The sequence below is a fragment of the Anaerotardibacter muris genome (genome assembly GCF_943192915.1).
Taxonomy (GTDB): Bacteria; Actinomycetota; Coriobacteriia; order Coriobacteriales; family Eggerthellaceae; genus Anaerotardibacter; species Anaerotardibacter muris.
This window is the reverse complement of the sequence record NZ_CALPCD010000005.1, coordinates 34,143-60,616: the sequence shown is the minus strand read 5'-3', so window position 1 is coordinate 60,616 and position 26,474 is coordinate 34,143. Positions and strand designations below refer to the sequence as shown.

The 26,474-nt window shown below is 55.0% G+C and carries 22 protein-coding genes and 1 tRNA gene; 17 read left to right on the top strand and 6 right to left on the bottom strand.

The features are described 5' to 3' along the window. Positions 1–137: 137 nt before the first annotated feature. Positions 138–1,640, bottom strand: coding sequence for a Tat pathway signal protein (locus tag NFR25_RS05370; protein ID WP_251198223.1), 1,503 nt, complete (start codon positions 1,638–1,640; stop codon positions 138–140). A 238-nt stretch (positions 1,641–1,878) separates the two neighbouring features. Between NFR25_RS05370 and NFR25_RS05365 the strand changes: the two genes are divergently transcribed. The 11 genes from NFR25_RS05365 to NFR25_RS05315 all read left to right on the top strand — a co-directional run bounded on the left by NFR25_RS05365 (position 1,879) and on the right by NFR25_RS05315 (position 10,574). Continuing rightward, positions 1,879–2,589 carry a response regulator transcription factor gene (locus tag NFR25_RS05365; RefSeq protein ID WP_251198222.1) on the top strand — a complete coding sequence of 237 codons (711 nt, stop codon included), beginning with the start codon at positions 1,879–1,881 and terminating at the stop codon, positions 2,587–2,589. Between the two features lie 34 nt (positions 2,590–2,623). Further along, complete coding sequence (locus NFR25_RS05360; protein ID WP_251198221.1) at positions 2,624–4,093, top strand: sensor histidine kinase; 1,470 nt, start codon at positions 2,624–2,626, stop codon at positions 4,091–4,093. Between the two features lie 267 nt (positions 4,094–4,360). Further along, positions 4,361–5,236, top strand: a complete 876-nt coding sequence (locus tag NFR25_RS05355; RefSeq protein WP_251198220.1) for a phosphoribosylaminoimidazolesuccinocarboxamide synthase — start codon at positions 4,361–4,363, stop codon at positions 5,234–5,236. A gap of 84 nt (positions 5,237–5,320) precedes the next feature. Next, entirely contained in the window at positions 5,321–5,998 is a 678-nt protein-coding gene (locus NFR25_RS05350) for a hypothetical protein (protein WP_251198219.1), read from the top strand. A gap of 5 nt (positions 5,999–6,003) precedes the next feature. After that, entirely contained in the window at positions 6,004–6,795 is a 792-nt protein-coding gene (locus NFR25_RS05345) for an exodeoxyribonuclease III (RefSeq protein ID WP_251198218.1), read from the top strand. 108 nt (positions 6,796–6,903) lie between these two features. Then, entirely contained in the window at positions 6,904–7,461 is a 558-nt protein-coding gene (gene folE, locus NFR25_RS05340) for a GTP cyclohydrolase I FolE (RefSeq protein WP_251198311.1), read from the top strand. 178 nt (positions 7,462–7,639) lie between these two features. Further along, the gene (locus NFR25_RS05335) at positions 7,640–7,909 is read left to right on the top strand and encodes an ACT domain-containing protein (RefSeq protein ID WP_251198217.1); all 270 of its coding nucleotides are present in this window, start codon (positions 7,640–7,642) and stop codon (positions 7,907–7,909) included. A gap of 107 nt (positions 7,910–8,016) precedes the next feature. After that, positions 8,017–8,802, top strand: a complete 786-nt coding sequence (locus tag NFR25_RS05330; RefSeq protein ID WP_251198310.1) for a nuclease-related domain-containing protein — start codon at positions 8,017–8,019, stop codon at positions 8,800–8,802. An 11-nt stretch (positions 8,803–8,813) separates the two neighbouring features. Next, entirely contained in the window at positions 8,814–9,716 is a 903-nt protein-coding gene (gene mazG / locus NFR25_RS05325; protein WP_338024384.1) for a nucleoside triphosphate pyrophosphohydrolase, read from the top strand. 27 nt (positions 9,717–9,743) lie between these two features. Further along, positions 9,744–10,442 carry an SOS response-associated peptidase family protein gene (locus NFR25_RS05320; protein WP_251198216.1) on the top strand — a complete coding sequence of 233 codons (699 nt, stop codon included), beginning with the start codon at positions 9,744–9,746 and terminating at the stop codon, positions 10,440–10,442. 55 nt (positions 10,443–10,497) lie between these two features. Beyond that, positions 10,498–10,574: transfer RNA gene (locus tag NFR25_RS05315), tRNA-Arg, on the top strand. Positions 10,575–10,723: 149 nt separating this feature from the next. Here the strand turns inward: NFR25_RS05315 and NFR25_RS05310 are convergent. Both NFR25_RS05310 and NFR25_RS05305 read right to left on the bottom strand, forming a co-directional pair. Beyond that, positions 10,724–12,352: a Na+/H+ antiporter NhaC family protein gene (locus NFR25_RS05310; RefSeq protein ID WP_251198215.1), complete on the bottom strand. Its 1,629-nt coding sequence runs from the start codon at positions 12,350–12,352 to the stop codon at positions 10,724–10,726. A gap of 18 nt (positions 12,353–12,370) precedes the next feature. Continuing rightward, the gene (locus NFR25_RS05305) at positions 12,371–13,063 is read right to left on the bottom strand and encodes a DUF5662 family protein (protein WP_251198214.1); all 693 of its coding nucleotides are present in this window, start codon (positions 13,061–13,063) and stop codon (positions 12,371–12,373) included. A 93-nt stretch (positions 13,064–13,156) separates the two neighbouring features. On the opposite strand from NFR25_RS05305, the gene NFR25_RS05300 reads away from it, so the two are divergent. From NFR25_RS05300 to NFR25_RS05290, 3 genes are all read left to right on the top strand, one after another. After that, positions 13,157–14,500, top strand: a complete 1,344-nt coding sequence (locus NFR25_RS05300; protein WP_251198213.1) for a citrate/2-methylcitrate synthase — start codon at positions 13,157–13,159, stop codon at positions 14,498–14,500. A 325-nt stretch (positions 14,501–14,825) separates the two neighbouring features. Further along, a complete protein-coding gene (locus tag NFR25_RS05295; protein ID WP_251198212.1) occupies positions 14,826–16,772 on the top strand; it encodes an MDR family MFS transporter in 1,947 nt (648 codons plus the stop codon). 201 nt (positions 16,773–16,973) lie between these two features. Then, entirely contained in the window at positions 16,974–18,329 is a 1,356-nt protein-coding gene (locus NFR25_RS05290; RefSeq protein WP_251198211.1) for a glycosyltransferase, read from the top strand. A gap of 24 nt (positions 18,330–18,353) precedes the next feature. Here the strand turns inward: NFR25_RS05290 and NFR25_RS05285 are convergent, their stop codons facing one another. Next, entirely contained in the window at positions 18,354–19,688 is a 1,335-nt protein-coding gene (locus NFR25_RS05285; protein WP_251198210.1) for a DNA-binding protein, read from the bottom strand. Between the two features lie 218 nt (positions 19,689–19,906). On the opposite strand from NFR25_RS05285, the gene pyrE reads away from it, so the two are divergent. Continuing rightward, entirely contained in the window at positions 19,907–20,584 is a 678-nt protein-coding gene (gene pyrE / locus NFR25_RS05280; protein WP_251198209.1) for an orotate phosphoribosyltransferase, read from the top strand. Between the two features lie 197 nt (positions 20,585–20,781). On the opposite strand, the gene NFR25_RS05275 is transcribed toward pyrE, so the two are convergent. Then, a complete protein-coding gene (locus NFR25_RS05275; protein WP_251198208.1) occupies positions 20,782–21,495 on the bottom strand; it encodes a putative ABC transporter permease in 714 nt (237 codons plus the stop codon). Continuing rightward, positions 21,495–22,880, bottom strand: a complete 1,386-nt coding sequence (locus NFR25_RS05270) for a serine hydrolase (protein WP_251198207.1) — start codon at positions 22,878–22,880, stop codon at positions 21,495–21,497. Before NFR25_RS05270 ends, NFR25_RS05275 begins: the two co-directional genes overlap by 1 nt. A gap of 176 nt (positions 22,881–23,056) precedes the next feature. Here NFR25_RS05270 and NFR25_RS05265 point away from each other — a divergent pair, with 176 nt between their 5' ends. Then, complete coding sequence (locus tag NFR25_RS05265) at positions 23,057–24,382, top strand: hemolysin family protein (RefSeq protein ID WP_251198206.1); 1,326 nt, start codon at positions 23,057–23,059, stop codon at positions 24,380–24,382. Between the two features lie 4 nt (positions 24,383–24,386). Continuing rightward, positions 24,387–26,420 (top strand): MDR family MFS transporter, encoded by a 2,034-nt coding sequence (locus tag NFR25_RS05260; RefSeq protein WP_251198205.1) that lies wholly within the window; start codon positions 24,387–24,389, stop codon positions 26,418–26,420. Positions 26,421–26,474 lie beyond the last annotated feature (54 nt).

Below are 26,474 nucleotides of genomic sequence, written 5' to 3'. Positions count from 1 at the left end.
AGGTATCAGATTCTCTCGATGCGCAAATATAGATTAATAGGACATCGAGCGATCGCACGAGCCCGAAGGGCGAGCAGAGTAGCGCGAGAATATGAACCTCGCAGGCACCTGACTCTTCGGTGTTGCGGTCGCTTTGTTTAATTCGCGAACGGATCGCCTAAGCTCTTGGACGTGGGGGCGAATACGCGCAAGAGCGTGTAGTCGTTCTCGCCTTCGGTGGTGCTGGTGATCTGGCTCAATCCTACGATATTCTTGCACGAACCGGCCGAAACCAGGTATTCGCCATAGGTGTCGGTGTCGTTGGGGATGTCGATCATGAAGAAGTTCTTGCTGGCGAAGTGAACGCCGCAGATCGCGCGCGATGATTTCACCACGAACCAATCTTCGCACCAGGTAGGCGTTGCTGAAGGCGTGCGTCCGAAACGAAACCATGGCAGGTCTTCGTAGTGATAGGGGTCGACCGCGTGCATGGGCGTATAGGTTCCCAGGTTCGAGATGCCTTCGCCATAGTTGTAGATGTTGTCGAAGGCGAATGCGAAGCCGCTACGGCCATAACCTAGATTGCAGGGCGTCATGCGCTGTGGCAGCGTGAGTTGATCGACCACGCTGAAGTCTTCGGCGCTGAATTTCGTAAGCTGGTAATAAGGCGTTGACGTATTGAGGCGCGGAGCGGCCACCACGCCATCTTCCACCGCAACGATGCGGCATGCGAAGGTGCGCAGCGATTCGCATACTTCCTGATAGTTCGCTTCACCGAAACGAGCAGCACGAAGCACGGCCTTCTCTTTGGCAGCCTCTCCTTCAGAGTTGGGGATGACCTGCCAGAACGCTGCATTCTTGCACGCGGCGATAGAGGGCGTTTGCCAGTTCCCATCACCTTCATCCACCATCTGGATATTGGAAAGCTGCGCGTTGCCTAACTGCGCGGTATAGATGCGCCAGGTGTCTTCGTAGATGTTGCATTCGGTCCAGATCACACCATCGGTGCTGCAACGAACATCGTAGATATCGAAACCGTCGTCGAATCCGTGGGGCTTCTTCAGTACCTCGACCAAGTTAGCCGATCCGAAATAGAACAGGCGGATGGTGTTGAGCGGATGCGCTTCTTCGGTGGGACAGAGGCACGCGGCCACCGTGTTGTTGTCAGCCCACACCAAGCTGCCGAAAGGCAAGCGCTGCGAGATAGAGAGCTTCACGTAGTCACCAAAGGGTACCTCGTTGAAGTCGGCTAGTTCGCTCACCGCGTCCTGGGGAACTGAAAGGGTCTTGATGGATTCGGTTTCGGAAAATGCGCTCGAGACCGCGCTGCTGATGCCACCCACGGCGGCCAGGCCACCAACAGCGCCAGCGCCTATCAACAGATTGCGACGTGTGAGCAGCACTTCAGGACTGAAAGGGCCTGCCCCGTTCGTGCTGGCGCCCGATCCAGTAGAAGCGCCTGCTCCAGCACTTCGAGTTCGCGAAGAGCCATCGAGGCGTCCATGACTGCCCAATGGCTTGCGACGCTTCGTGCCCACTGCGCGCACGCGCGAAAACGATGAAGCACCTTCATGGGTGTGAGCGCTCTTGCCCACCTTGCCCTTGCGCTTGGTAGGGCTTGGCTTCTGAGCTGGTGATTTGGGAGTGCGTTTTTGCGGCACGATACCTTCTTCTGCAGGTGTTTCGGATCATTCATCTGCGCTCGTGCATGAACTTGGCCGTGAAAACAGGCTGCGATATGCACGAACACGCAGGGCTATTGTGACATTTGGGTGTCAAAACATCGAGAAAAGATGCTAATTGATACAATAAACCCAAACACAAAATCTGCCTCGCAGATAACCTTCGTTGGTCGCTGTGAGGTTTCGAACCGTTCCTTTAAGGCAAAGGAGATATATCATGAGCAACGATACCCGCCGTATCTTATTGGTCGAAGATGAAAAAGCTATCCGCGATGCCGTGGCTGCGTATCTTCAGCGTGAAAACTATCAGGTCGTCGCTGTGGGCGATGGTCAAGAAGCGCTCGAGGAATTCTCGCGCCACCATTTTGACCTGGTCATCCTTGACCTCATGCTTCCGCGCGTTCCTGGCGAGCGCGTCTGCCGCGTCATCCGCGACAATTCTGACACACCCATCATCATGCTCACCGCAAAGGGCGAAGTTGAAGACCGAATCATCGGCCTTGAACTGGGCGCTGACGACTACTTGGTGAAGCCCTTCAGCCCGCGTGAGCTGGTCGCTCGTGTTCGTGCACTGTTGCGTCGCGTGCATTCCGATTCCGAGCCGCAGCGTGAAGTGCTCGAGTTCGGCGAACTTACCATCGACATCTCAGGTCACAAGATCTTGGTCAATGGCGAAGTGGTCGACCTTACTGCAAGCGAATTCAAGCTGCTCACCACGCTGTGCCGCTATCCCGGCCGTGTTTATTCCCGCATGGAGCTTGTGGAAAAGGTGCTCGGCTACGACTTCGAAGGCTATGAGCGCACCATCGACTCGCACGTGAAGAACTTGCGCGCGAAGATCGGCGACAATCCGCGTAACCCCAAGTGGCTCCATACGGTCCACGGCGTAGGTTACCGCTTCGAAGATCCCACCAAGGCAAGCCAGTAAGCTCTTCGAGCGACTGACCAGCTGATCGAGGCGCATGAGCGAAGAAGAACTGGAATACGAAGAGCCCAGCGACGAGAAGAAGCATAAAGGCTTCTCGTTCACGGCGCGCATCACCGTATCCTTTGCCGCTATCGCATTGATGACCGTCATGGTGGCAGTTGGCATGCTCTCGTTCGTGTGGGAACAGTACTTCCAGAGCTATACGCGCGACAACATGGAGAATCTGGCGGAATCCATCGCTGATTCGGTCGAGCAGAACTTCAAGACCATGCCCAATGACTGGTACAACGGGGCATTAGCTGCGGCCACTTCCGCGAATGCCCTTTATGACACCGTGAATATCCAGATCGTTTCTTCAGATGGATGGGTGGTCTACAACAGCGGAGCTCAAGGGAGCATCGGCAATCTGTCCTTTTCTGACAATGAGCGCAATACTGCCTCGGCGCCCATTGTGGTGAACGATGAACAAGTGGGTACGGTCTATGTGCGCGTGTTCGGTTCAGACACGCTGCTCACGCAAGCTGACCAGGACTTTCGTAACAAATCATATCAAGCGATGATCTTCGCTTCGGTCTTTTCCGTGTTGGTCGCAGTGCTTGCCGGGTTCATCCTGGCGCGCCTGCTCTCATACCCCATCAACCTGGTCACTAACGCGGCGCGAGCGCTGAAGGAAGGCGACTATTCCGCGCGTACGGGCATGGTCGGCGAAGACGAGATCGCGCGTCTGGGCAAGACCTTCGACCAGATGGCCGATGCGGTCGAAGCAAATCGCGACATGGAGCGCCGCCTGGTCACTGACGTTGCTCACGAACTGCGAACCCCGCTCATGGCTATCCAGTCTACGGTCGAAGCCATGATCGATGGCGTGTTCGAAGCCGATGAAGAGCGCCTGGAAACGCTCAATTCCGAAGTGCGCCGCCTGAGTCGATTGGTCGATGCGCTGCTGAAGCTCTCGCGTTTGGAGAACCGCGCGAACAAGGTGGAATTTGCCAAGATCGATCTGGTGGAACAAGTTGAGCGCGTCGTGCTCGCTCATCAGGCCTATGTTGAAGAATCAGGGCTCGATTTCACCTACGAGCACGACGATCACGTGATAGTCTATGGCAATGCCGATCTGCTGCGCCAGGCTACGGCAAACCTTATCTCGAATGCCGTGCGCTATACCCCTGAAGGCGGTTCTATCACCGTGCGCGTTACCCAGGGCGAGCTCATGGGCAAGATCATGGTCCAGGATACGGGTATCGGTTTCACGCCTGAAGAAGCCAAGAACGTCTTCGCGCGCTTCTGGCGTGCGGACGCAGGTCGCGCCCGTGAATCGGGCGGTCTGGGCATCGGTCTTTCCGTGGTAAAAGAGATCGCTGATCGTCACAATGGCTGGGTGCGTGCCGAAGGCCGACCTAATGAAGGCGCTCGCTTCACCATCTACATCCCGCTCTACAGCCGCAGCACCTCGCTTCGCAAGGGCAAGACCGCTCAAGCCAAGCGCCTTGGCATCAATAATTAGAGCCCCTGTTTCAGAGATCGGTTTTGCTTTCGCCCCTTTGCAGCCACTTGGGCGCGATCCACTTGGGGACGGAGGCAAAAGTACCCCGCAGGTTCTACCGCCAGCTCTAAAAGCCCCTCTACAGCACCTCAGGTAATTTACAGCGAGAAAATCGCTCTTGCGCTCCCGTGTTCGCACGAAATGGAGCATAATAGAGACTTGCGAAAAACTCGGCGCGAGCCTTTGCGAATGCTCGCGAATCGAACGTCTTAGCCAGAAAGGACCCGCATGTCTGGAATCGATATCAAACCCGACGCGCAAGGTAAAGTTCGCGATCTTTATGACCTGGGTGATCAGCTGTTGCTGGTGGCATCCGATCGTATCTCCGCGTTCGACTACATCCTGCCTGACGAGATTCCCTACAAAGGCCAAGTCCTTACGCAGCTTTCCTGCTTCTGGTTCGATCTGCTCTCCGATGTGGTAGAGAATCATCTCATCTCCGCTGACGTGGCCGATCTGCCTGAGAAGTTCAAGCCCTATGCAGACTATCTTGCCGGCCGTTTCATGTTGGTGAAGAAGGCGAATATGTTCCCCGTCGAATGCATCGTGCGCGGTTACTTGACCGGCTCTGGCCTGAAGGACTACCAAGCAACAGGCTCGGTCTGCGGCATTGAACTGCCAGCGTGCCTGGTGAATTCTTCCCGCCTGCCCGAAGCTATCTTCACGCCGTCCACGAAGGCTGATATCGGCGACCACGACGAGAACATCAGCTTCGATCAGACCGTCGAGCTCATCGGCGAGGCGGACGCGCAGGCTATCAAAGAGTTGACGCTGGCCATCTACAACCGTGCTGCAGAGCATGCACGCGAACGTGGCATCATCATTGCCGACACCAAGCTCGAGTTCGGCAAGGTGGGCGACACCATCATCCTGGGCGATGAAGTGCTCACTCCCGACTCTTCGCGTTTCTGGGCAGCGGATACCTATATCGTGGGCGAAGAGCAGCCCAGCTTCGATAAGCAGTTCGTGCGCAACTGGCTCAATGCCAACTGGGACCGCACTGGCGAGCCGCCGCACCTGCCCGAAGATGTCATCAAGGCCACCAGCGAAAAGTACATCCAAGCCTATGAGAAGATCACGGGCAAGACCTTCGTGGCTCAGTAGGATCGCAGGTCAAGTTAACATTACGAATTCTTGTTACGAACTCTTCGAACACCGTTCAGTCTTTCATAAAGGAGATCACCACAGATGGCACAGCGCAACCCGTTGAACGAACGCTACCAGCAGCGCGAGGGCGGTAAGACCCGCAAATCCGCGGCTTCAGCAAAGCCTGTTTCAAAGGCGGCGTCGTCGGTCTATATCAAGGACCCGAATGCTAAGCCCAAGAAGAGCTTCCTTGATCGTTTCAAGAAGAACGATCCCGAACCCGCCAAGAAGAGTGCGAAGGCTCAAGTTGCCGAAGCATCTGATCAGCCCAAGAAGAAGGGCGGCAAGTGGACGCTCAACGACATGACCGGTGAAGAGGCTACGGCTTCAGGCGAAGGTCTTTCCGAAGAAGCAAGGAAGGAAGCTCGCAAGAAGTATTTGAACCCAGGCACCAAGGATTACAAGAAATGGCGCACCCTGTGGTGGATCGTCATCGCTTGCGGTATCATCTCGCTCATCCCGCCCGTCCTGGTTCCGCAGTACTTCGTTGACAACGAACAGAATTCCATCATCTTCTTCGCGTTGGGCTACGGTTTCCTTATCGCTGCTGTTGCTATCGATGCGATCAAGATCCGTCCTCTGCGTAAAGCTGCTCGTGGCGGCAGCATCAACAGCGACCGCTCCAAAGAAGCGACCGCTGCTCGCAAGCAGGCTAAGAAGGAGGCCATCGCCAAAGAGGAAGCGAAGGCTGCCAAGAAAGCTGCACGAAAGCGCTCCTAGTTCCTATGCGTCTGGTTTCCTGGAATGTGAACGGCCTGCGTGCCGTTATGAAAAAAGGCTTCATGGATGTGTTCACTGAGCTGAACGCTGATGTTTTTGCGCTCCAAGAGACCAAGCTGCAAGAGGGTCAGATCGATCTTGACCTGCCCGGATACACACAGAACTGGAGCTATGCCGAACGCAAGGGTTATTCGGGCACTGCGGTGTTCTCCAAGGAAGAGCCCTTGCAAGTGCTCCACGAAGTGGGGGTCCCCGAACTGGATACGGAAGGCCGTGTGGTCATCTGTGAATTCGAGAAATTCTGGTTCGTGAACGTCTACACCCCTAATGCTCAAAACGAACTGAAGCGTATCGATCATCGCATGCAATGGGACGACACCTTTCGCGATGTATGCAGCGGTCTAGAGCAAGGTATCTTGCCTGATGGTACGCCTGGTAATGCCAAGCCTGTGGTGATGTGTGGCGATTTCAACGTGGCTCATCAGCCCATCGACCTGAAGAATCCGCGCACCAATGTGGGCAATCCTGGCTTTTCTGATGAAGAGCGTGGCAAGTTCACCGAGCTGCTCGATGCAGGCTTCATCGATACCTACCGTACGCTGCACCCCAACACCGAAGGCGCATACAGCTGGTGGAGCTATCGTTTCAACGCGCGCGCCAACAATGCAGGATGGCGCATCGACTACTTCTTAGTGAGTAAAGCGCTCGAAGATCGTCTGGTGATGGCGCACATCTGGCCTGAGATAATGGGCAGCGACCACTGTCCGGTCTCGATCGAGTTGGACATAGACGGCTAGCTGAGCGGCAACGAATAGCGAAGGGCCGCGGCGATGCGGCAAACAAGCAAAGTACCAGCGCGGATGCGCTGTAGAGAAGAAAAGGGATCGAAGGAATATATCATGGCAATGGATCTGGATAAGATTGAAGAAGGCGTTCGACTGATTCTCGAAGGGATTGGCGAAGATCCTCAGCGTGAGGGCCTGGAGAAGACCCCCGAGCGCGTTGCGCGCATGTACGCCGAATGCTTTGCGGGTCTGGAGGAAGACCCTGCGCAGCATTTCGAGACCACCTTCGATGAACATTCTGAAGAGCTCATCATCTTGCGCGATATCCCGTTCTATTCCATGTGCGAACATCACCTTGCACCTTTCTTCGGCAAGGCGAACATCGCCTACATTCCTGCAGCTGACGGCCGTATTTGCGGGCTGTCGAAGCTTGCACGTTTGGTGGAGGTATTCGCACGTCGTCCGCAGGTGCAAGAGCGCCTTACCTCGCAGATCGCTGATACGCTCATGAAAGAACTGAATCCCCAGGGCGTTATCGTAGTGATCGAGGCGGAGCATCTGTGCATGAACATGCGCGGCGTGAAGAAGCCTGGGTCGAAGACGGTAACGCGTGCGGTGCGCGGTCTGTTCAAGCAGGACAAAGCGGCTGCCAACGAGGCGCTGGCTCTTATCAATTAAGGGGGGGGACAGGTTCAAATTCGCTACTTAGCAATCTGAACCTGTCCCCAAAGTGTCCCGGACAAGAATGGACCTGTCCTCGATCCGTTGCATTTTGTTCGTGACGAGCCATACGGTACTATAGCTATAGCTGCCCTGCGCGAAGCGAGCGGCGGCGAACCAAACGAAAGGATGCAGTATGCGCTGTGTGATATCTGTTCTTGGTAAGGACCGTTCAGGAATCGTTGCGGCAGTTTCGGGTGTGCTCGCTGAAAAGGGCGCGAACATCGACGATATCAGCCAGACCATCTTGGACAGCATCTTCTCCATGACCATGCTCGTTCGCCTCGACACTGATGTGGCCGATTTCAACACGGTACAGACTGCGCTTGAAGAAGTCGCTGAAGACCTGGGCGTTCAGATCATCCTTCAGCGCGAGGATCTGTTCCAGTTCATGTACAAGATCTAGACTGAAGCACGAGCGGCTAGGGTAACACCTTTGCCGGTCATCTTCATACATTGCTCGCCCAGCCAAAACGCCTGGGTCCATTCAGATAGGGGAACTTCGTGGAAAGCATGCAAGAGATCATCATCAATATCCTGTTCATCGCCGTTTTGGTGGTCATCGGCGCCACGCTGGCATGGGATGTTTACAAGAAGCGCAAGCGCCTGAAGACCGCGCAACGCGAAGAAGTCGAGCTTGCCGATAGTCTCGAGACCGAACTGCCTGAAGGATTTGTGGTGTTGAAGGACATCTACCTGGTCACGAAGCTCGGACGCAGCCGCGTGGACTTCGTCATCCTGTCCCCATACGGCATCTTCGCACTTGAATATCGCCAGCTCTACATCTACATTCGCGCTGATGAAGAGATCAGCCGCTGGACGTACGCACCTGGCATCAAGGGCAAGCCCTTCACCAGCCCGCTCTATCAGTCCAAGGTCCATCTGCTGTGCATCGAAGAGCTGATCGGCGACAAGCCAGGCCTGAAGACCTACCCCATGGTGGCCTTCCCGACCATCGCCGAGATCGAGCTGAAGAATCCTTCCGAAGATTGTTTCGTTGGTCTGGTCTCAGGCGTCATCCCCTTCATCGAGAAGTGGAGCGAAGGCGAATGCCTTACCGCAGAAGAAGTTTCCGCCATCGCTGAGCTGCTCCAGCTGAACAGCGAAAAGGTGCTTGAGATGGAGAAACCTGAGGTCAACAACGAGACCCCCGAAGAATACAAAGCGTTCATCCCTGGCGACTTCCGCGAAGACGATGAAGACGAGGATGACGAAGAATACGACGACGAAGACGAAGAAGAAGCCGAAGAGGACGAAGCGCAGGACGCTGAATCTGAAGAGGCTGAATCCAACAAGTAGTCGAATCTCCTATGGCCGCGCAACCTGATAACGCACAAGCAGATATCCCTGTCGAAATGGGCGTCTCTCATGCCGAAGCAGCATCTAAGTCCTTCGGCGGGTTTGTAGATACCATCGCAGCACTGCGCCGTCCTGACGGTTGTCCGTGGGATCGCGAGCAAACCCACGCTTCCATCGCTTCGAACATGCTCGAAGAAGCCTATGAAGCGGTCGACGCGATCGAAAAGGGAGATGCGCAGCATTTGCGCGAAGAACTGGGCGATGTGCTGCTCCAAGTTGTGCTGCAAAGCCAGATAGCTGCCGACCTGGGTGAATTCACCATCGATGATGTGTGTCGTGATGTTGATGCGAAGATGATCCGTCGTCATCCTCATGTGTTCGGCGACGCGCAGGCTAGCGATGCCAATAGCGTGTTGGACCTGTGGGATCAGGTGAAGATGGCCGAGCGCAATGATGCCGAAGAAGGCTCTGCAACCAAGACCGAAGGCTTGCTCGATGGCGTGCCCGTGTCGTTTCCAGCGCTCATGCAAGCGCAGAAGATCTCGCGTAAGGCAGTGGCAGCGGGCTTCGAGTGGGACACGGTCGATCACGTGTGGGAAAAGGTTCGCGAAGAGGAAGCTGAATTGCAAGCGGCATACGCCAGCGCGCCTAAGTCCAAAAATGGCAAGATGGTGAAGAGCACGCCCGAATTCGCCGAGGCTGAACTCGAGATGGGTGATGTTCTGTTTTCCCTGGTCAATGTGGCACGCAAGATGGGCATCGATGCTGAAGCGGCGTTGCGAGCAACCTGCATGAAATTCCGCAAGCGCTGGTCTGCGATGGAGTCGGCGGCAGCCGAACAAGGCGTGAAGCTCGAGGATCTTCCCATGGATGACATGCAGGCGCTTTGGGACAAGGTCAAGACCTCTGAGTAACGTGCAGGTCGCAAAGGAGAAGCTGCCATGTGCAGACGCATGACCGTCATCGAGTTCGACGAGCTTCTTGGTATCATCCATGCGATCGAATATCACACGCCATTCAACGTGCGTCCCGATTGGCCCGCGCGTCCACGTGATGCGTTTCCTAATGACATGGTTCCGCTGTTGATCGCAGGTACTTCGGAAGATATGGCTGTTGAGGAATTCGAATGGAACAAAGAGATGATAGCCGCCGCGTCCGTCGATGAGGCGTGCATCATTCCTGCGCGCAAGCAATGGGGCTTTGAAGCCGCGGGCCGTTCGCAAGTGATCTTCAACACGCGCATTGAAACCGCCAGTGAACTGCCCCTTTGGAAGGACTCACTCGAAGAGCGTCGCTGCATCATCCCTGTTCGAGCGTTCTACGAAACGCACGGAACTGAAACTGCGATCAGCCCTCGGTCGGGTTGTACCGTGAAGCAAGTCTATCGTTTCACAGATGATATCGGTTTGATGTTGTTGGCGGGGATCTGGAAGAACGACCGCTTCTCAGTGGTGACAACATCGCCGAATATGAGCGTTGCTCCGGTGCACGACCGCATGCCGCTCGTTCTTTCTCGCGACAATGCTCACGCATGGCTTATGGGTGATTGGCGTACGGTCCCGAAAACGACCGACATATCACTTGCAAGCGCACCGATCTATCAGCCTCAGGCTTCCGTCGACCAGCCTCGCCTGTTTTAATTGTTGACAAGTCCAACCACTATTGGGACAATAACCAATGCTGCAAAGCGCATATGCGCCCTTACCTCAGCTGGATAGAGGGACTGACTACGAATCAGTACGTCGGGGGTTCGAATCCCTCAGGGCGCACCACTTACGTTCTTCAACCTCGCATCGTCGAGGTTGTTTTGTTTTTGGGGCGGGTTCAATTCTGCCCGGAAAAAAAGACAGGTTCACATTCGTCATTCGGTGTACTGAACATGTCCCCAAACTGTCCGGGACAAAAATGAACCCGTCTCCGGTTAGGCGGACTGGCGGTTCTTGATGACCAAGACGGCGATAAGGATGGCGATAGCAACGATGCCGCCAACCAAGGAAGGCCAGGGGGATACCGTAACGGCAGCAGCCAAGTAACCCACGAAGCAAACGACCGCTACAAAGCTGGCGTAGGGGAGCTGCGTGGTCACGTGAGCCAAGTGGTTACAGCTGGCACCCGCAGACGACAAGATGGTCGTATCCGAAATGGGCGAGATGTGGTCGCCGTAGACTGCACCGGCAAGCGTGGCTCCGATGGTCAGCAGATAGAACGGGTCGCTTGCAGGGAACACGCCAATAACGATGGGAATGACCAGTGCGATGGTGCCCCACGAAGTGCCCATAGAAAAACCGATGAACGCTGAAGCCACGAAGATGATCGCTGGTAAGAACTGCAGCGCGAAGCCCGATGCATCCAGCACGCCCGCGATGAACGTACCCGTGCCGAGCATATAGCGACAGCAGCCGCCCAGAGACCAGGCAAGCACCAAGATCATGATGGCTTCCACCATGGAGCGCATGCCCTCCGATGCGCCTGCGATATATCCCGAAAGATCGAGCAGCTTGCGTGGCAGATACAGCAGTGCTGCGACCACCAGCGCCACCAGCGAACCGATGCATAGGCCCGTGATGGGGTCTTCACCCATCGCAGTAGCAAAATCCACACCTTGGAAGAAACCGCCCGCGTACATCATGCCCAGCACCGAAAAGACTATCAGGACCAGGATAGGCCCTACTAGGTCGTAGACCTTGCCGTTCTTGGAAATACCCAGCTGAGCATACGTTTCCATTGCCTCACCTGCGGTTTCCTGCAAACGAGCGCTATCTTCGATGGTCTCTTCCAGGTCTTCGAGCACGGCTTGCGTGCTAGGTGCCAACGATTCTTCCGCCGCATGCTTGATACCCTTACGCGGGCGCGAGAAGCGCGTCTCGAATGCTTGCTGTGCGCGCTTCATGGGACCCCAATCGCGTCCGCATGCGCACATGGCGAAAACGAACACGATGGTGAGCAGCGCATACAGGTTGTAAGGAATCGATGCCACGAAGGTGTTGAAACCGTCTTCGCCCAAATAACCGCCCACGGCCACCGCCCATGAAGAGACTGGTACGATGATGCAGATCGGCGCTGCAGTGGAATCGATGATCCATGCCAGCTTCTCGCGGCAGATCTTGAAGCGGTCGGTAACAGGACGCATCACGGTACCCACGGTCAAGCAATTGAAGTAGTCGTCCACGAAGATGATCAAGCCTAACACTGCGGTAGCGATCGAAGCTGCACGCGGGTTCTTGATGCGCTTCACGGCCCACTTGGCATAAGCGAGCGAGCCGCCTGCCTTGGTGATGAGCGTGGTGAGCGCGCCTAATAACGCCAAGAACAAGATCAGCCCTGCATTCGCAGATATCTGTTCGATGAAGATGCTGGGCAGCAAGCTCAAGCCCTCGATGGTCTGCTCAACACCCACGCCCGTAAGGTTGAATTGATAGATAAGAAGCCCTGAGACCACGCCGATGATCAGCGAAGAATATACTTCCTTGGTGATGAGCGCCAGCGCCAGCGCCAACAGCGGCGGAACGAGCGACCAGGCACCTGTATCGAGCAGAACGAAACCTTCCACGTGAACCAGCCTTACGCTTTAGTCGAATGTCGCGCCTGGTGCGTACACATAGCGCGCCTCGATGATGTTCTTACGGATGAAACGCAGCGTCTCGTCTTCGCCGTGTTCGGCTAGATGCTCGAGCAGCACATAAAGGAACGCCGCCGATTCTGGATGGAAGGGCAGATTTCCTGCGGTCAATTCCAGCTGCAGATATTCGAGTGGCGACGAATCGCGATAGTTGTCTTTGGCGTACACCTTCGATGCAGCCACACGGTCGCAGAACATCTCGACCATGTACTTCGTTGGGATCAGATTTCCCACGAGCATACCGCCCTTGCCAGGACGCATGTCGGTCCAGTATTCGTAATGATGCTTGTTGCGCCCCTTATGATGGATCCACGCGCGCGAAAATCCGTTGGCGTTACGTTCGGCCGTATTCGGCGAACGATTCCCCTGGTAAAAGCGCACCCCCGTTAAGAATTCCTCGGGCGAATACTTCGACAGGTCGTGCACGAGCCCCTGCCAGGGAATGCCGCATCGCACGCACAGTTCGAACACCAGCGCTTTATGGTGCGAGATCGTACCGAAGTGAGCCCAGGCATTCTTCAGATACTGCACGGGCGTTGTTGCCCGCTTGTCTGGCGTTCGAAGCGAAGCCTTCAGCTCGGCAATATGTTCAGCGTGCTGGCTGTTCTGCTGCTCAGAAGCCGGCGTGCTCTTCTCTGGCATCGGTCATCCTGTCGTCCGATAAGACGGTGAGTCCTGTACGTGTATGCTGCAATTCGCGCTACAATACAACTTTACTGATGAAAGGACTGCAGCATGAGCGAAGCAAAAAGCAACACACTTCACACTGATATTGTAGCGGTTAATTCGGTCGATCCCGCCCTCTATGACATCTATCCCGTTAAACGCGGTCTGCGCAACAACGACGGTTCGGGCGTTATCGCTGGCATCACGAACATCTCTAACGTGCATGGTTACATGATGAACGAAGGCGATAAGGTGCCTGTTGAAGGTCAGCTCACGTTCCGTGGTTACAACATCTATGATCTGCTCTCCGATCCGAATCCCGAAAAGCGCTTCGGCTTCGAAGAGGTTGCCTACCTGCTCATGCTCGGCCATCTTCCCAACCAGGCGCAGCTCGATGAATTTGTGGCTGCTATCGATGAACAGCGTGAACTGCCCGATGGCTTCACAGCTGATCGCATCATGCGCCATGCTAGTCCTCACTTGATGAACGTGCTGGCACGCTCGGTGCTTTCGCTCTACGCAGACGATGAAGCCGCCGAAGACCGCTCTTACGAACATGAGCTGCAAACGGCTATTTCGCTCATTTCGCGCCTGCCGCGCATCATGGTGCTCGCTTATTACGCAAAGCAAGCATTCTTCAACGGTGACTCCATGATCATGCATCGTTTCGTGCCTGGTCAGAGCTCTTCGGAGACCATCTTGTCCATGCTGCGCCCCGACCGCGAATTCACGCCCGAAGAGGCGCGCATGCTCGATATCATGATGTGCCTTCACGCTGAGCACGGCGGCGGCAACAACTCTACCTTCACCTGTCGCGTGCTCTCTTCTTCTGACACCGATCCTTATTCTGCTTACGCAGGCGCTATCGGTTCGCTCAAGGGATCGAAGCATGGTGGCGCGAACCATCAGGTTTTGGCCATGCAGAAAGAGATCAAAGAGAACGTGAAGGACTGGGAGAACGAAGATGAAGTTGCTTCCTACATTGCCAAGATCGTGAACAAGGAAGCCTACGACAAGACCGGTCTGATCTATGGCATGGGCCATGCGGTCTATACGCTCTCCGATCCGCGCGCCATCATCTGCAAGGACTTCGCAACACGCCTGGCCGAAGGTACCGAATTCGAAGCTGAGCTGAACTTGCTGAAGTCGATCGAGCGCTTGGCTCCGCAGGTCATCCTGCAGGAAAAGGGTACCGATAAGGACATGTGCGCTAACGTTGATATGTATTCAGGCTTCGTCTATTCCATGATGGGCATCCCTGCCGATCTCATCACGCCGCTGTTCGCTTGCTCGCGTATGTCGGGCTGGGCAGCGCATCGCATGGAGGAGCTCGTTTCGGGCAAGCGCATCATTCGCCCGGCGTACAAGACGGCCGTGAAGCCTCAGGAATACGTGCCTATCGAGCAGCGCTAGGTCAGCCGCACCTTAGCGCTCGGTCTGCGCACCGTGGGCCTTGGATAAGTAAGCTTTGATAAGGCTGTATCCGGTCAAGGCTCGGGGTCTAGGTTAGGGGTGTTCTGCCTGCGAATATCCTTGAGGCGCCAGATGCCCGAAGCAAGACTTCCGAATATGGAAAAGATACGCCGATGACCCTATCGGCGTATCTATTTTGTTCAGGGTTTCTATACCCTAGATAGTGTGAAACATCGCAAATGCCCCTTGGGCGTCTTGTTCGAAGGACGGAGTACCGTCCTTTTTTAGCGGAAAAATCCCTGTTGTCTTGGAAAGGACAGTTCGAATGGGTCTTACACGTAATCAAGTGAAAACCGTGGCAGTGCTGCTCATCGGCACGTTCGTTGTAGTGCTGAACCAGACACTGCTCTCGCCGGCGCTTGCTTCGATCATGCGCGACTTGCAGATCGATGCACCTACGGTTCAGTGGGTCATGTCCATCTACTCGCTCGTCGAGGCGGTCATCATCCCGCTTTCAGCCTACCTCATCGGTCGCTTCAGCACGCGCCAGCTCTTCATCACAGGCCTGATCATCTTCACGGCAGGCAGTCTGCTCTGTGCGTTTTCGCCGGGCTTCCCGTTCTTGCTGCTTGGCCGCGTGTGCCAGGCTATCGCTGCTGGTATCTTCATGCCTATGATCTTCACGGTATTGCTGCTCATCTTCCCCCGTGAGAAGCGCGGCTCCGCCATGGGTTTGGTCTCGCTGGTCATCGGCTTCGCGCCGGCGGTTGGTCCCACCCTCTCGGGCATCCTGGTCGACAGCATTGGTTGGCGCATGCTCTTCGTGGTGATCACCTGCGTAGGCGTGCTGCTCATCCTTGCGGCAGCGAAGTTCCTTGAGAATTACGGCGATTTCGAACGCACCACCTTCGACAAGCTTTCCGTGGTGCTCTCCACCATCGGTCTGGTGTGCTTGCTCTATGGTCTGTCCACGTTCTCTTCTACCACCAACCCTGCCATGACCGCAGGCTTCATCGTCGTGGGTCTGGTGGTCATCGCTATCTTCGTCCGCCGTCAGCTCAAGCTGAAGAATCCGTTGCTGAAGGTTTCGGTGCTGAAGACGCGCAACTATCGCATCGCCATCATCGTGGCCATCATCAACTTCGGTGTGCTCATCGGACTTGGTACCATCTTGCCGCTCTATCTACAGAATCTGCGCGGATTCACGGCGCTCGAAACCGGCCTTACCTTGCTCCCGGGCGCGCTCATCGGCGCGATCATTGGTTACTTCTCGGGTCGTCTGTTCGACCGTTGGGGTGTGCGCAAGTGCGTGGTTCCAGGCGTTACCATCTTCTTCGTGGGTACGCTTGGCTTCCTCATGTTCGACATGAATACGGACCTGCTGGTCATCTGTGCGATCTATACGGTGGTTGCTTTCGGCATCCAGTTCCTCACCACGCCGATGAACACCTGGGGCATCAATTCGCTCGACAATAGCGTCATCCAGCATGCGAATGCGGTCACCAACACGCTGAATCAGGTCTCGGCTGCATTCATGACGGCGCTGATCGTGTCCATTTCCGCGCTTGGTTCGGTCATCGCTCCTGGCGCAGATCCTGTCACGCAGCTTTATGAAGGTGACCACCTTGCCTTCTTGGCTACTGCGGTCTTGGCAGCCATCGCGTTCATCGTGGTCATCGCATTCGTACGTGACAAGAAGACAGCGAACGCTCATATCGCTCCCAAGAGCATGCAGCAGTTCACTCCTGCCGAAGATCCAGACAAGATCCCGGTCAGCCGTGCGATGAATACCGACCCCTATTTCGTTACCAGCTCTGCATCCATCCGCGAAGTGGCGCAGATCATGGTCGAGAACAAGACAGGCGGCGTGTCCATCGTCGACAACAACAAGAAGGTGGTAGGCTTCATCTCTGATGGTGACATCATGAAGTACATCGGCCGCGACGACGGTATCCTCGACTCCACCTACATGCTCTATCAGGTGCCCGATCCGCAAACGTTCCCACAGCGCGTCAGCACGCTCATCGATATGAACGTGATGAAGATCGCTACCAAGAGCGTCATCGCAGTGACCAGCACATCTTCGCTGGAAGATGCGTGCCGCTTGCTTTCCGAAAAGCGTATCAAGAAGGTGCCGGTCGTAGAGGATGGCAACCTGGTGGGTTCGCTTTCGCGCAGTGATGTGATCCGTGCGACCATGGCCAATATCGTCACCATCAAGGCGATGGCTGAAAAGGACGACGAGCGCCAGAGCCATAACCAGCACGAATAAGAGCGCGCGATCGGACTAGCGCCTCACCCTGGCAGTACGCAATCGCGTCCAAAGCGCACGATACGATCGAACAACAAAGGTGGTTTTCTGCTCAGCAGAGGCCACCTTTGCTTTTACTATTGAGATTATCAGGACATCTTCACGAATGATGATATGGTCAGTATGATGAAGTGAACTTCTTGCGCGAAGAAAGGAGGCGCCATGATCACCCCTCAGCCAGCTGAAGGCCGCGGCCGCAATGGGCACGATGATGCTCAGGCAGAGATGCTGCCCGAAACGGGTATGATCGGCGCATCCGAATTGTTCCCTGTTAGTACGGTTGCCAATGAAGATTCTGAAAGACCGCTGATCATCGCGCTCTATTCTTCGGTCGGTTCAGGCCATCGCAGCGCTGCTGCGTCCACCGCAGAAGCCTTTGCGCGCTTGCGCGGCAAGCATCCGCTGGTTCCTGAAGACTGCGATATCGAACTGCTCGACATCCTCGACTTCGGCCGCATGAGATTCGATGGCGAAAAGACCACGACGCTCTTCACGGGCCCTACGCGCTACATCTATGACATCACCTGGTACCACGTGTTCACGGGCCGTATCCTTTGGGGTGGCGGCAGTGGGTGGTCGTATTGCATGTATTCGCCATTCACGCGCTACGTGAAGAAGCGCAAACCCATCGCTATCGTGGCTACGCATATCGTAGCGGCAAATGCGGCGGTGGCCGCCCGTATGATATCCAAGCAGGAATTTCCCGTAGTATGCGTACCGACCGACTATGGCGTTGAAGGCTTGTGGCCTCATTGGTTCAGCGATCTGTTCTGCGTGGCAGACGACCTTATGGAAGAAGAACTGCTTCCGCGCAGAGTGAAGCCCGAGAACATCGCTGTTACGGGCATCCCCGTGAAACCAAGCTTCGATCGCGAATACGACCGCGATGAAGTGCTGAAGCGCTATGGCTTGCCCGTGGATAAGACCGTAGTGCTGGTCATCGCAGGCGCACGTTTACGCCAGCCCTATGTGCTCTTCCGAGAAGTGTTGTCCCAGATAATGGGCGACCTATCACAATTCGAAGACATGCATTTCGCCTTCCTTTCGGGAAGTGATGATGAATATGCCGACGAGCTGCGTAAAGTCTGCCTTGATCACGAATTGGATAACGTGTCCGTGTTCAATTATGTTGAGAACATGCCCGAGCTGATGAACGCGTGCGATATGGCTATCGCGAAATCAGGCGGTTTGGCAGTGACTGAATGCTTGTGCGCGAAGTTGCCCATCATCATCGTAGGTAAGTCATTCGGACAGGAGCGCGCGAACACCACTACGGTCACGCGCGCAGGTGCCGCGAAGCAGGTCATCACGGCAGAAAATCTGCTCTCTGAACTGCAGAACATCCAGCGTGACCCAGCTATGCTCCAAGCCATGATTGAAGGTGGGTCGACCTTGCGCAGGCCCAGTTCAGCGGCTGATGTTGCACGCGCTACGCTCGATAAAGTGGGAAAGGTCGGTCGGAAGAGGAGTATCTTTGCCTTCCTTTACTGGGGCAAGAAACCCCTTCGCGTCCGTTAGCCCCATACAGCTAAGCGCAATCCATTAAGAAGCGATCACCAACAGGCGCTCGATGCGCTGTTCCAAGAATTGCTTGATGAAGGGAAGACGCTCGGCAAGGTTCGCATCTTCAGCAAGAATCCCCATCGCTTCATCCACGAACCCGTCCAATCCATTGGGATCGAACCAAGAATAGTCGCTTACCAAGCGCAGCTGCTGGTTCGGATCGACGTCGAAAGGTTTGGTTGCAAAGCTCAGGTCGCCCGATTCCAGCGAGGTCAAAGGCTTGTCGCAGAGCAGGCTCATGCCCGTATCGAAGAGTGGCGCAACGCGATAGTCGAGTGTTTCAACATTCCTGATCAAGCCGAAGTTGCGTAGATGGCGGTCAGTATTTCCTAGGATGTCGTCAGTTGCGATCATCTTTGCGAGCGCCTCTTCCACACCCTCCACCTTCAGCTTCGCGCAGCATTCCAGGTAATGCTGGTAAGTGGAATGATTTCCTGCCTTGGTCTTCGCTTTCATCACATAGTAGGCTGGGATGAATTCCTCTTCATCGTTCAAGAAATCAGGACAGAGCGAGACCGGTACACCCTGCGCGATGCGCTCCAGTGTGTAAGGGACATAGTCCAGCGATGCCAGCAATCGCTCATACAAGTGCGTAGCCACTACCTCATTGAAGGGTTCTTGCTCGAGCGCCGACGACCCCTTCATAAGAAACGGCCATCCATTTCGGTAGACCCATCGCTTGGAAAGCTGGCCTTCCGAAGTATTGTCAGGGGATTCCAGGCCCACACGATCGAGCCAATCTCCCGTTTCCAGTTCCGTGAAGGGATTGGTGAAGAAATTGACCGATTTCCAGGTGATATTCGATCCTTGGGGCTTGATCCAGTATTGGTCTGAAAGTGAAAGCCCCAGGCTCTTGAAGGGGATGCGCGACACGTCTGATATGCCCAGCTCGGAAAGCCTGGCATCAATACCAGCGCGTGAATGGGGGATGGCGCGGTGATTCCACCAATAGGTAAGCGCGCTGAGCGATACCTTCGTTCCGCGCGGCGAAATGAGCCCGAGTGGTGCACGCGAAGGGTCGATCATGCGCGTGACTGCAGCGAATTCGCCAGAGAGATCGTCGTAGATGAAGTCGAATACCTCATGTTCACGGTTCATCAAGGTGAAGGGGAGGGGAGCTTCCGCGCCATGTTTCGATGGTCTACCAGGAGCTGGTTTTGCTTTCGCGCGAGCCTCAACAGCATCTTCATCGATGAAGTAGCGTCCGGCAATATGTTCGGCAGGAAGCAACCCATCCTTGATCAGCTGATAGACGCGAGCCTCGCTAACTCCAAGTTTGTTCGCACATTGCCTAACGGTATATTCGAATGCCATGGCGCTTCCTTTCAAACTGGAGCAAAACCCTCTAATTCATTAAAGGTTTTCCTGAAATACCAACTATAGAATAAATCTTGAATGAATTTTAGGGTTTTCGCACGAACCCATCAAAAAGTCATGCCCATTTCGTCTGAGCTTGTCATTCGCCAAAGATAACGGACTGGTAAGATAGAGATATCGACAGTGCGATGCTTAACGGCGCGAAGGGAGCTTTGATGGAAGCCTACAAAAAAGAGTTCATCGAATTCATGGTGGAAAGCGACGTGCTCAAGTTCGGTGAATTCACGCTGAAGAGCGGCCGTAGATCTCCCTTCTTCATGAACGCAGGCGCTTACGTTACAGGCGATCAGCTTCATCGTCTCGGTCTCTATTATGCTCGCGCTATCAAAGAGAACTTCGGCCTCGACTTCGACATCGTGTTCGGTCCTGCCTATAAGGGCATTCCTCTGTCGGTGGTAACCGCCATGGCCATCCATGAACTCTACGGCAAGGAAGTGCGCTACTGCTCGAATCGCAAGGAAGTGAAGGATCATGGCGACACGGGCATCCTGCTCGGAAGCCCGCTTCACGATGGTGACCGTGTGCTGATGGTCGAAGACGTGACCACTTCTGGCAAATCCATCGAAGAGACCTATCCCATCATCACGGGTCAAGCTGATGTTGAAGTGGTGGGTCTTATGGTGTCGCTCAATCGCCAGGAAGTGGGCAAGGGCGGCGAGAAATGTGCACTGGATGAAGTGTCCGAGCGCTATGGGTTCCCTACGGCTGCTATCGTCACCATGGACGAGGTGACCGAATACCTCTACAACAAAGAAGTTCAAGGCGCGGTTCGTATCGACGATGCCCTTAAGGCTGCCTTGGATGATTACTACGCTCAATACGGCGCCAAGTAAGTCCAAACTGTTCACAAGTAGCAAGGCTGCAGGGGCAAGGTCTCGGATTCATCCGTTCCGCTATTCGCCCTGCGGGCTCATGCGCTGCACTGCCTCATGCATTGATACACGAAAGCAACCCAAAGGGTTGCTTTCTGGTTTAAACATTAGCGTTCAGAATGAATCTACGACCCTGCCCCTGCAGCCTTACTCTAGGGTTAATCAGCGCGGCCGATACCACCCATGTTCTCGAAGCGCGCCTGCAGCACTTCATTGGGATAGAATTCATCGAGCATCTGCTCGAAGGGCGTTGAGGCAGGAATGCCGTTAGTGCGCGCATCGGCACGAAGCATCACAGCAATGGTCATGGCTGCATCACAGATAAGAAAGACGAACAATGCCCAGGTGATGATGCGATACGCAAGTCCTTGGGTATTCACCTTGGCTAGCGAGCGTTTCACGAAGGGGTAGCCCACGCGCACCCAGACAAGACCCAAGGCACCCCACAGCACCATATGGAAGATATCGGTACGGCCGTTGAAGTTGCCGGGTACATCCAAGTAGCTCCAAGCTACCACGCCCCAGAACGTCTCCATGGCCCAACTGCACAGATATTCAAGCCCGCCACCTACGAGCGCAGCAACGCAGAATACCCTGAGGGCAGAGCGCTGCTTGCCATCTTCGAAGCGCAGCGCCAAGCAGGTCAACAAGAATGCAGCCAACCCATAGATGGGTGAGAATGGTCCCCAGATGAAACCTGCGCGACTCTCCAATTCGCCATCGAAGAACAGGTAATGCTGCAGCGTCTCACCTGCCAGACCCACTACTGACATGATGGCGAACACCCAGGTGAGCATCAATATGGCAGGAGATTCTTTGCGGTCTTTCTCAGTGGTAGCTTCTACCGTGGTCGTGCTGGCTGCGGCGCTCATTAGCGTACCTCGGCGATGCGATAAGATATTCCGTCTTCACTGGCCGTGACCAATTCATATTCCGAAGCGGGCTCCACTGCCAACTGAGCACCTGAAGCATGGTCGATGATGATCTGACCTGAATCAGAAGAAGCAGATGCGTCATCGGAAGGTGCGGTCACGATCTCGTATTGGTTGCCATCGCTGCCTTCAACTGAGATAGATGTGCTCGCGCCTTCGCCTTCAGCTGGAGCAACCTCGACGTATTCCACGTTGTCCCAGGTAGCATTCGAAGCATCCAGGCTGTGACGCACATTCAAGAGCGCTTCGAAGAGGTTAGCCAGATTCGCTTCGGTGCGAGGGCTGTCGGGTTCGCTAGAAAACGCCACCACCAGGTATGCGTTGTCGCCATCGACCACGATGCCTGCATCATTGACAGAGTCAGCCTGTTCACTGCTGGAAACGCACCAGCCCGCCTTGTTATAGACCGTGGCATTCTCCATGCCAGCCTGGATAGCGCCGGTGCGCAAGAACGAAGTTTCGGTACGAGAGAACAAGCCCTTGAGCCATTCGGCTGTGTCGCTGTCGGAATTCAGATACTCCCAGGCATGCATCCACAGCGTGGCTGAATCGCGCACGGAATAGGTGGGGAAGGTGGCCGAATAATCGGACGGATCGATGTCCATCTCGAGCAGCCATTCGTTGTGGGTGGAGCCATCGAAGCCGTGTTTGAGCGAGCGATAGGAATTGTTGTCCGACCAGATGATGGAGTTCTCGATACGCTCACTGACCGAGGATTTCTTGATGTTGCCCGCATCGATGTACTCTTCGCAGAGGAACACGCTCAAGGGGCCTTTGTACGTGCTCGCTCCGTAGATCTCGGTGTCGATGTTGTAGCAATAGCCGCTGCCCGTATTCAGGTTCATGATCAGGAAGCCAACGTCTTCGTTGTCGGTCTTATAGATGGAAAGCGCGCTGGTTATTGCCTTGTTGTCTTCCTCTGAAAGTTCAGGGTACATCTGGTTGCCGCTTTGCACGAGCGAGAACGACGTGATGGTATTGGGGTTAGCGTTCAGGCTCTGCACATCGGTCTCGTTGGGCGAATAGGTGACCACCGGTGCCTCTTCCTCCGCGGGAGTCTCTTCTTGCGGAGCAGGGCCCGAACAGCCATGACCGGTGAAGATCAGTGCGGCACCCACCACGATGACCGCTACGACCACTGCCAACAAGATGGTCTGTCCGCGCGGCGACATATTCAGACGGATCCAGGTGATCAGCGCGCTCAAGCCGTGCAAGATCGTGCGTCCCAGCCAAAGCAAGAAACGCCCGATGGCCTTGAGCGCCGCCCAAAGATACTGCACCAAGAAGCTGAGCGCATGCCATAGTTTTTCAAAAAATGTCGACATGTACTGAATTTTACCGATTCGTACAAGAAAACAGGCATTACAGCTAAGAATAATCAGACAAGAGGTGCACACACCAAAAGGATGGTTACGTTTTGATGTATATTCTTTGATGTGCGTGATAAAAACGCAGACTGCGCGACAATGAAAGGTAAGTCCTTTAAGGAGTAGATGAATCCATGACGTTTGTCATAAGCATAGTTCTTGTAGTCTTCTTTTTGCTCATGAACGCCTTTTTCGTTGTCGCAGAATTCTCGCTCGTGCGCGTGAGGAAATCCCAGATCGATCTGCTGTTGGAAGATGGCGCGCGCGGCGCTAAGCGGGCCAAGGCCATTTCTGAGAATGTGAATGCTTATCTTTCCGCTTGCCAGCTGGGCATCACGTTGGCATCGTTGGCCATTGGCTGGTTGGGCGAACCTGCGGTTTCCAGTGTCATCCATGAACCGCTTTCGAGCATCGGCATTCCTGACACTGCGGTATCTGCCATCGCCGTAGCTATCGGCTTCATCATCATCACGGCTCTGCACGTGGTGGTGGGCGAATTGGTTCCCAAGTCTTTGGCTATCCTGAACACTGAACGTTATGCGCTCTTCACGGCAACGCCACTGTATTGGTTCTATCGCATCACCTATCCCATCATGTGGTTGTTCAACTCCACCACCAACGGGATCATGCGTCTGACCGGCCACGATGTTACCAATGAACATCAGGCCTACACTGAAGATGAGATCAAGATCCTGCTCGAGGAAAGCGCTGAGAGCGGCGAGCTTGACACCGATCAGTACGAGATCTTAGACAATATCTTCGAACTGGATGACAAGGATGCGAAGGCGATCATGACGCCGCGCACTGAAGTGGTTGCTATCGATATCGACGATGACCTGGACACCATCCTCGACATCATGGGCAAGAACAAGTTCACCCGCTACCCTGTATACAAAGAGAATAAGGATAACATCATCGGGTTCATCCATATCAAGGATGCGTATCGTTTGCCGCCTGATGCCACGAAAGCCGACTTGAACATTCGCCCGATCCAGCCCGTGCCAGAGAGCATCGCTATCGATACGCTCATGCAGGTGCTGCAAGATAACCACACTAAGATCGCAGTGGTGGTCGACGAACATGGCGGTACGGCTGGCATCGTTACCATGTCTGACGTGATCGAGCAGATCATCGGCAGCGTCGAAGACGAATACCTCCACGACGACCAGGACGAGATTCTGAAGGTGGGCGAGAACACCTATGAGGTGGACGGTTCGCTGCCAGTCGATCAGTTCGTTGAATTCCTCGGTTTCGAACCTGTTCCTATTTACGATTATGAGACTGCAGGTGGGCTTATGCTCGACCTGCTCGATAAGATACCTTCCGAAGGCGATTCGGTGGAGTTGCATCACGACCACAAGATGATCGTGCTGACCACCAACCTTATGGACGCGCTACGCATCGACAAGATCGGCGTCGAGTTCAAGCCCGAACCGGTCGAGGAAGAACCCGAGGAGTAGCTCTATGTCCAATGAACCCGCAGGATCGGCCACGGCCTCTGCACAGAATTCAACCGAAGCCCAAGATCCTGCTTCAGTTCAAGGATCAGAGACCCTGGAGCAACCAGGCATTCCTGCCGCGCCTAAGAATGCGAAGGTGAACAAGTTAGGAATCACCCATAAGCAAACGGTCATGATCATGCTGCTGTTGTTCGGCACGTTCGTTACCGTGTTGAATCAGACGGTGGTTGCCCCTGCGCTCCCCTCGATCATGGTGGACATGAACATCAATGCTGCCACGGGACAATGGCTCACCACGGGCTTCACGTTGGTGAATGCCATCATGGTCCCGGTCACCGCGTATCTGATCGATCGCTTTCCGATCCGTAACTTATTCCTGTTCTCGATGTCCGTCTTCGCCATCGGTTCGTTGATGGCAGCATGGGGTCCGAACTTCCCCGTGCTGCTCGGTGGTCGTATCGTCCAAGCAATAGGTGCAGGCGTGCTCATGCCAATGGTCATGACGGTGCTCATGCTCACGTTCCCGCTCGAGAAGCGCGGTTTTGCGATGGGCCTGTTCGGCATCGTGATGGCATTTGGCCCAGCTATCGGCCCTACCGCCGCAGGTGTGATCATCGATGCAGCCGACTGGCACATCATGTTCTATGTGGTCACCATTCTGGCAGCCATCGTGGCGGTGGCTACACCGTTCACCATGGAAAAGATCGAACCGAAATCCAAAGATCTGCATCTGGACATTCCTTCGGTGATCATGTCCACCATCGGTTTCGGCTCGCTGCTCTACAGCTTCTCTATCGTGGGCAATGGCGGTTTCGGTATCGAATTCGCTGTTTCCTTCATCTTGGGCGCGGTGTTCATCGTGCTGTTCTTCAAGCGGCAGCTTTCGATGGAGCATCCTATGTTGCGCGTGCGCGTGCTGGAGAACAAGACGTTCTTGATGGGCACTATCATCGGCATGGTGGTGCAAGCAGCGTTGCTCTCGGTGGGCATCTTGTTGCCCATCTACTTGCAGTCGCTGCTCGGTTATTCGGCAACGGAATCAGGACTGGTGTTGCTTCCAGGTGCCCTGATCATGGGCATCATGGGTCCTATCGCGGGTCGCTGGTTCGATCGGCATGGACCGCGTACACTGGCTATCGTCGGTACGCTCATGCTCACCCTCGGTACGGTCTTCCTTGCTTTCCTCGGTCCCGAGGTCAGCCTTGTTTACGTTGCGGTGGTCATGGCGGTGCGCTTGTTCGGTATGGCGCTGATCAATATGACCATCACCACGTGGGCGATGAACGCGCTAGGGGACGACCTCATCAATCACGGTACTTCGGTCAACAATACGTTCCGCCAGATCGCGGGCTCCCTTGGCACTGCGATCCTCACTTCGGTGTTCGCTATGGTCTCGGTGGCGCTCATTCCGAGCGAAGGCAATACGCTTGCAGGTGTTCATGGCGTTGATGCGGCATTCGGCGTTTCGGCGGTGCTTTGCGCCATCGGTTTCGTGCTAGTGCTCATCTTCGTGAAGGATGGTTCTTCTGCCGCACAAGTTGACCTGAAGAGCCATGATCGCACCGTGCTCGAGTCCATCATGAAGTCCGATGTGTTCACCATCCCTGCCACCTCTTCGGTGCTCGATGTTATGCGCATCTTGGTCGATAAGCAGATCAGTGCTGCACCCGTGGTGGATGGGGAAGGTCGCGCTGTTGGTTTCGTGTCTGATGGCGATATCATGCGCTTCCTGTCCAAGCGCAGCCATCTTTATACCGATCCGATCGTTATGATCATGCAGGCAAGCCCCGACAACGATTCTTTCGATGAGAAGCTTGCGGCGCTCATGCGCATGAACGTGATGGACGTGGCTACTAAGGGCGTGATCGGCATCAGTCTCTATGCGAAGCTGCCCGAGGTATGCCGCGTGCTCGGTGACAATCACCTGAAGAAAGTTCCTGTGCTCGATGATGGCAAGATCGTTGGTGTGGTGAATCGTAGCGACATCACCCACTATGCGATGCGCAACTACATAACAGCTCAAGACCATCTTGTCTGATAGATAGTGAATGGTGTGGCGCAGGTCTCGTTCGGAGCAGTATGGCGCCAGCGT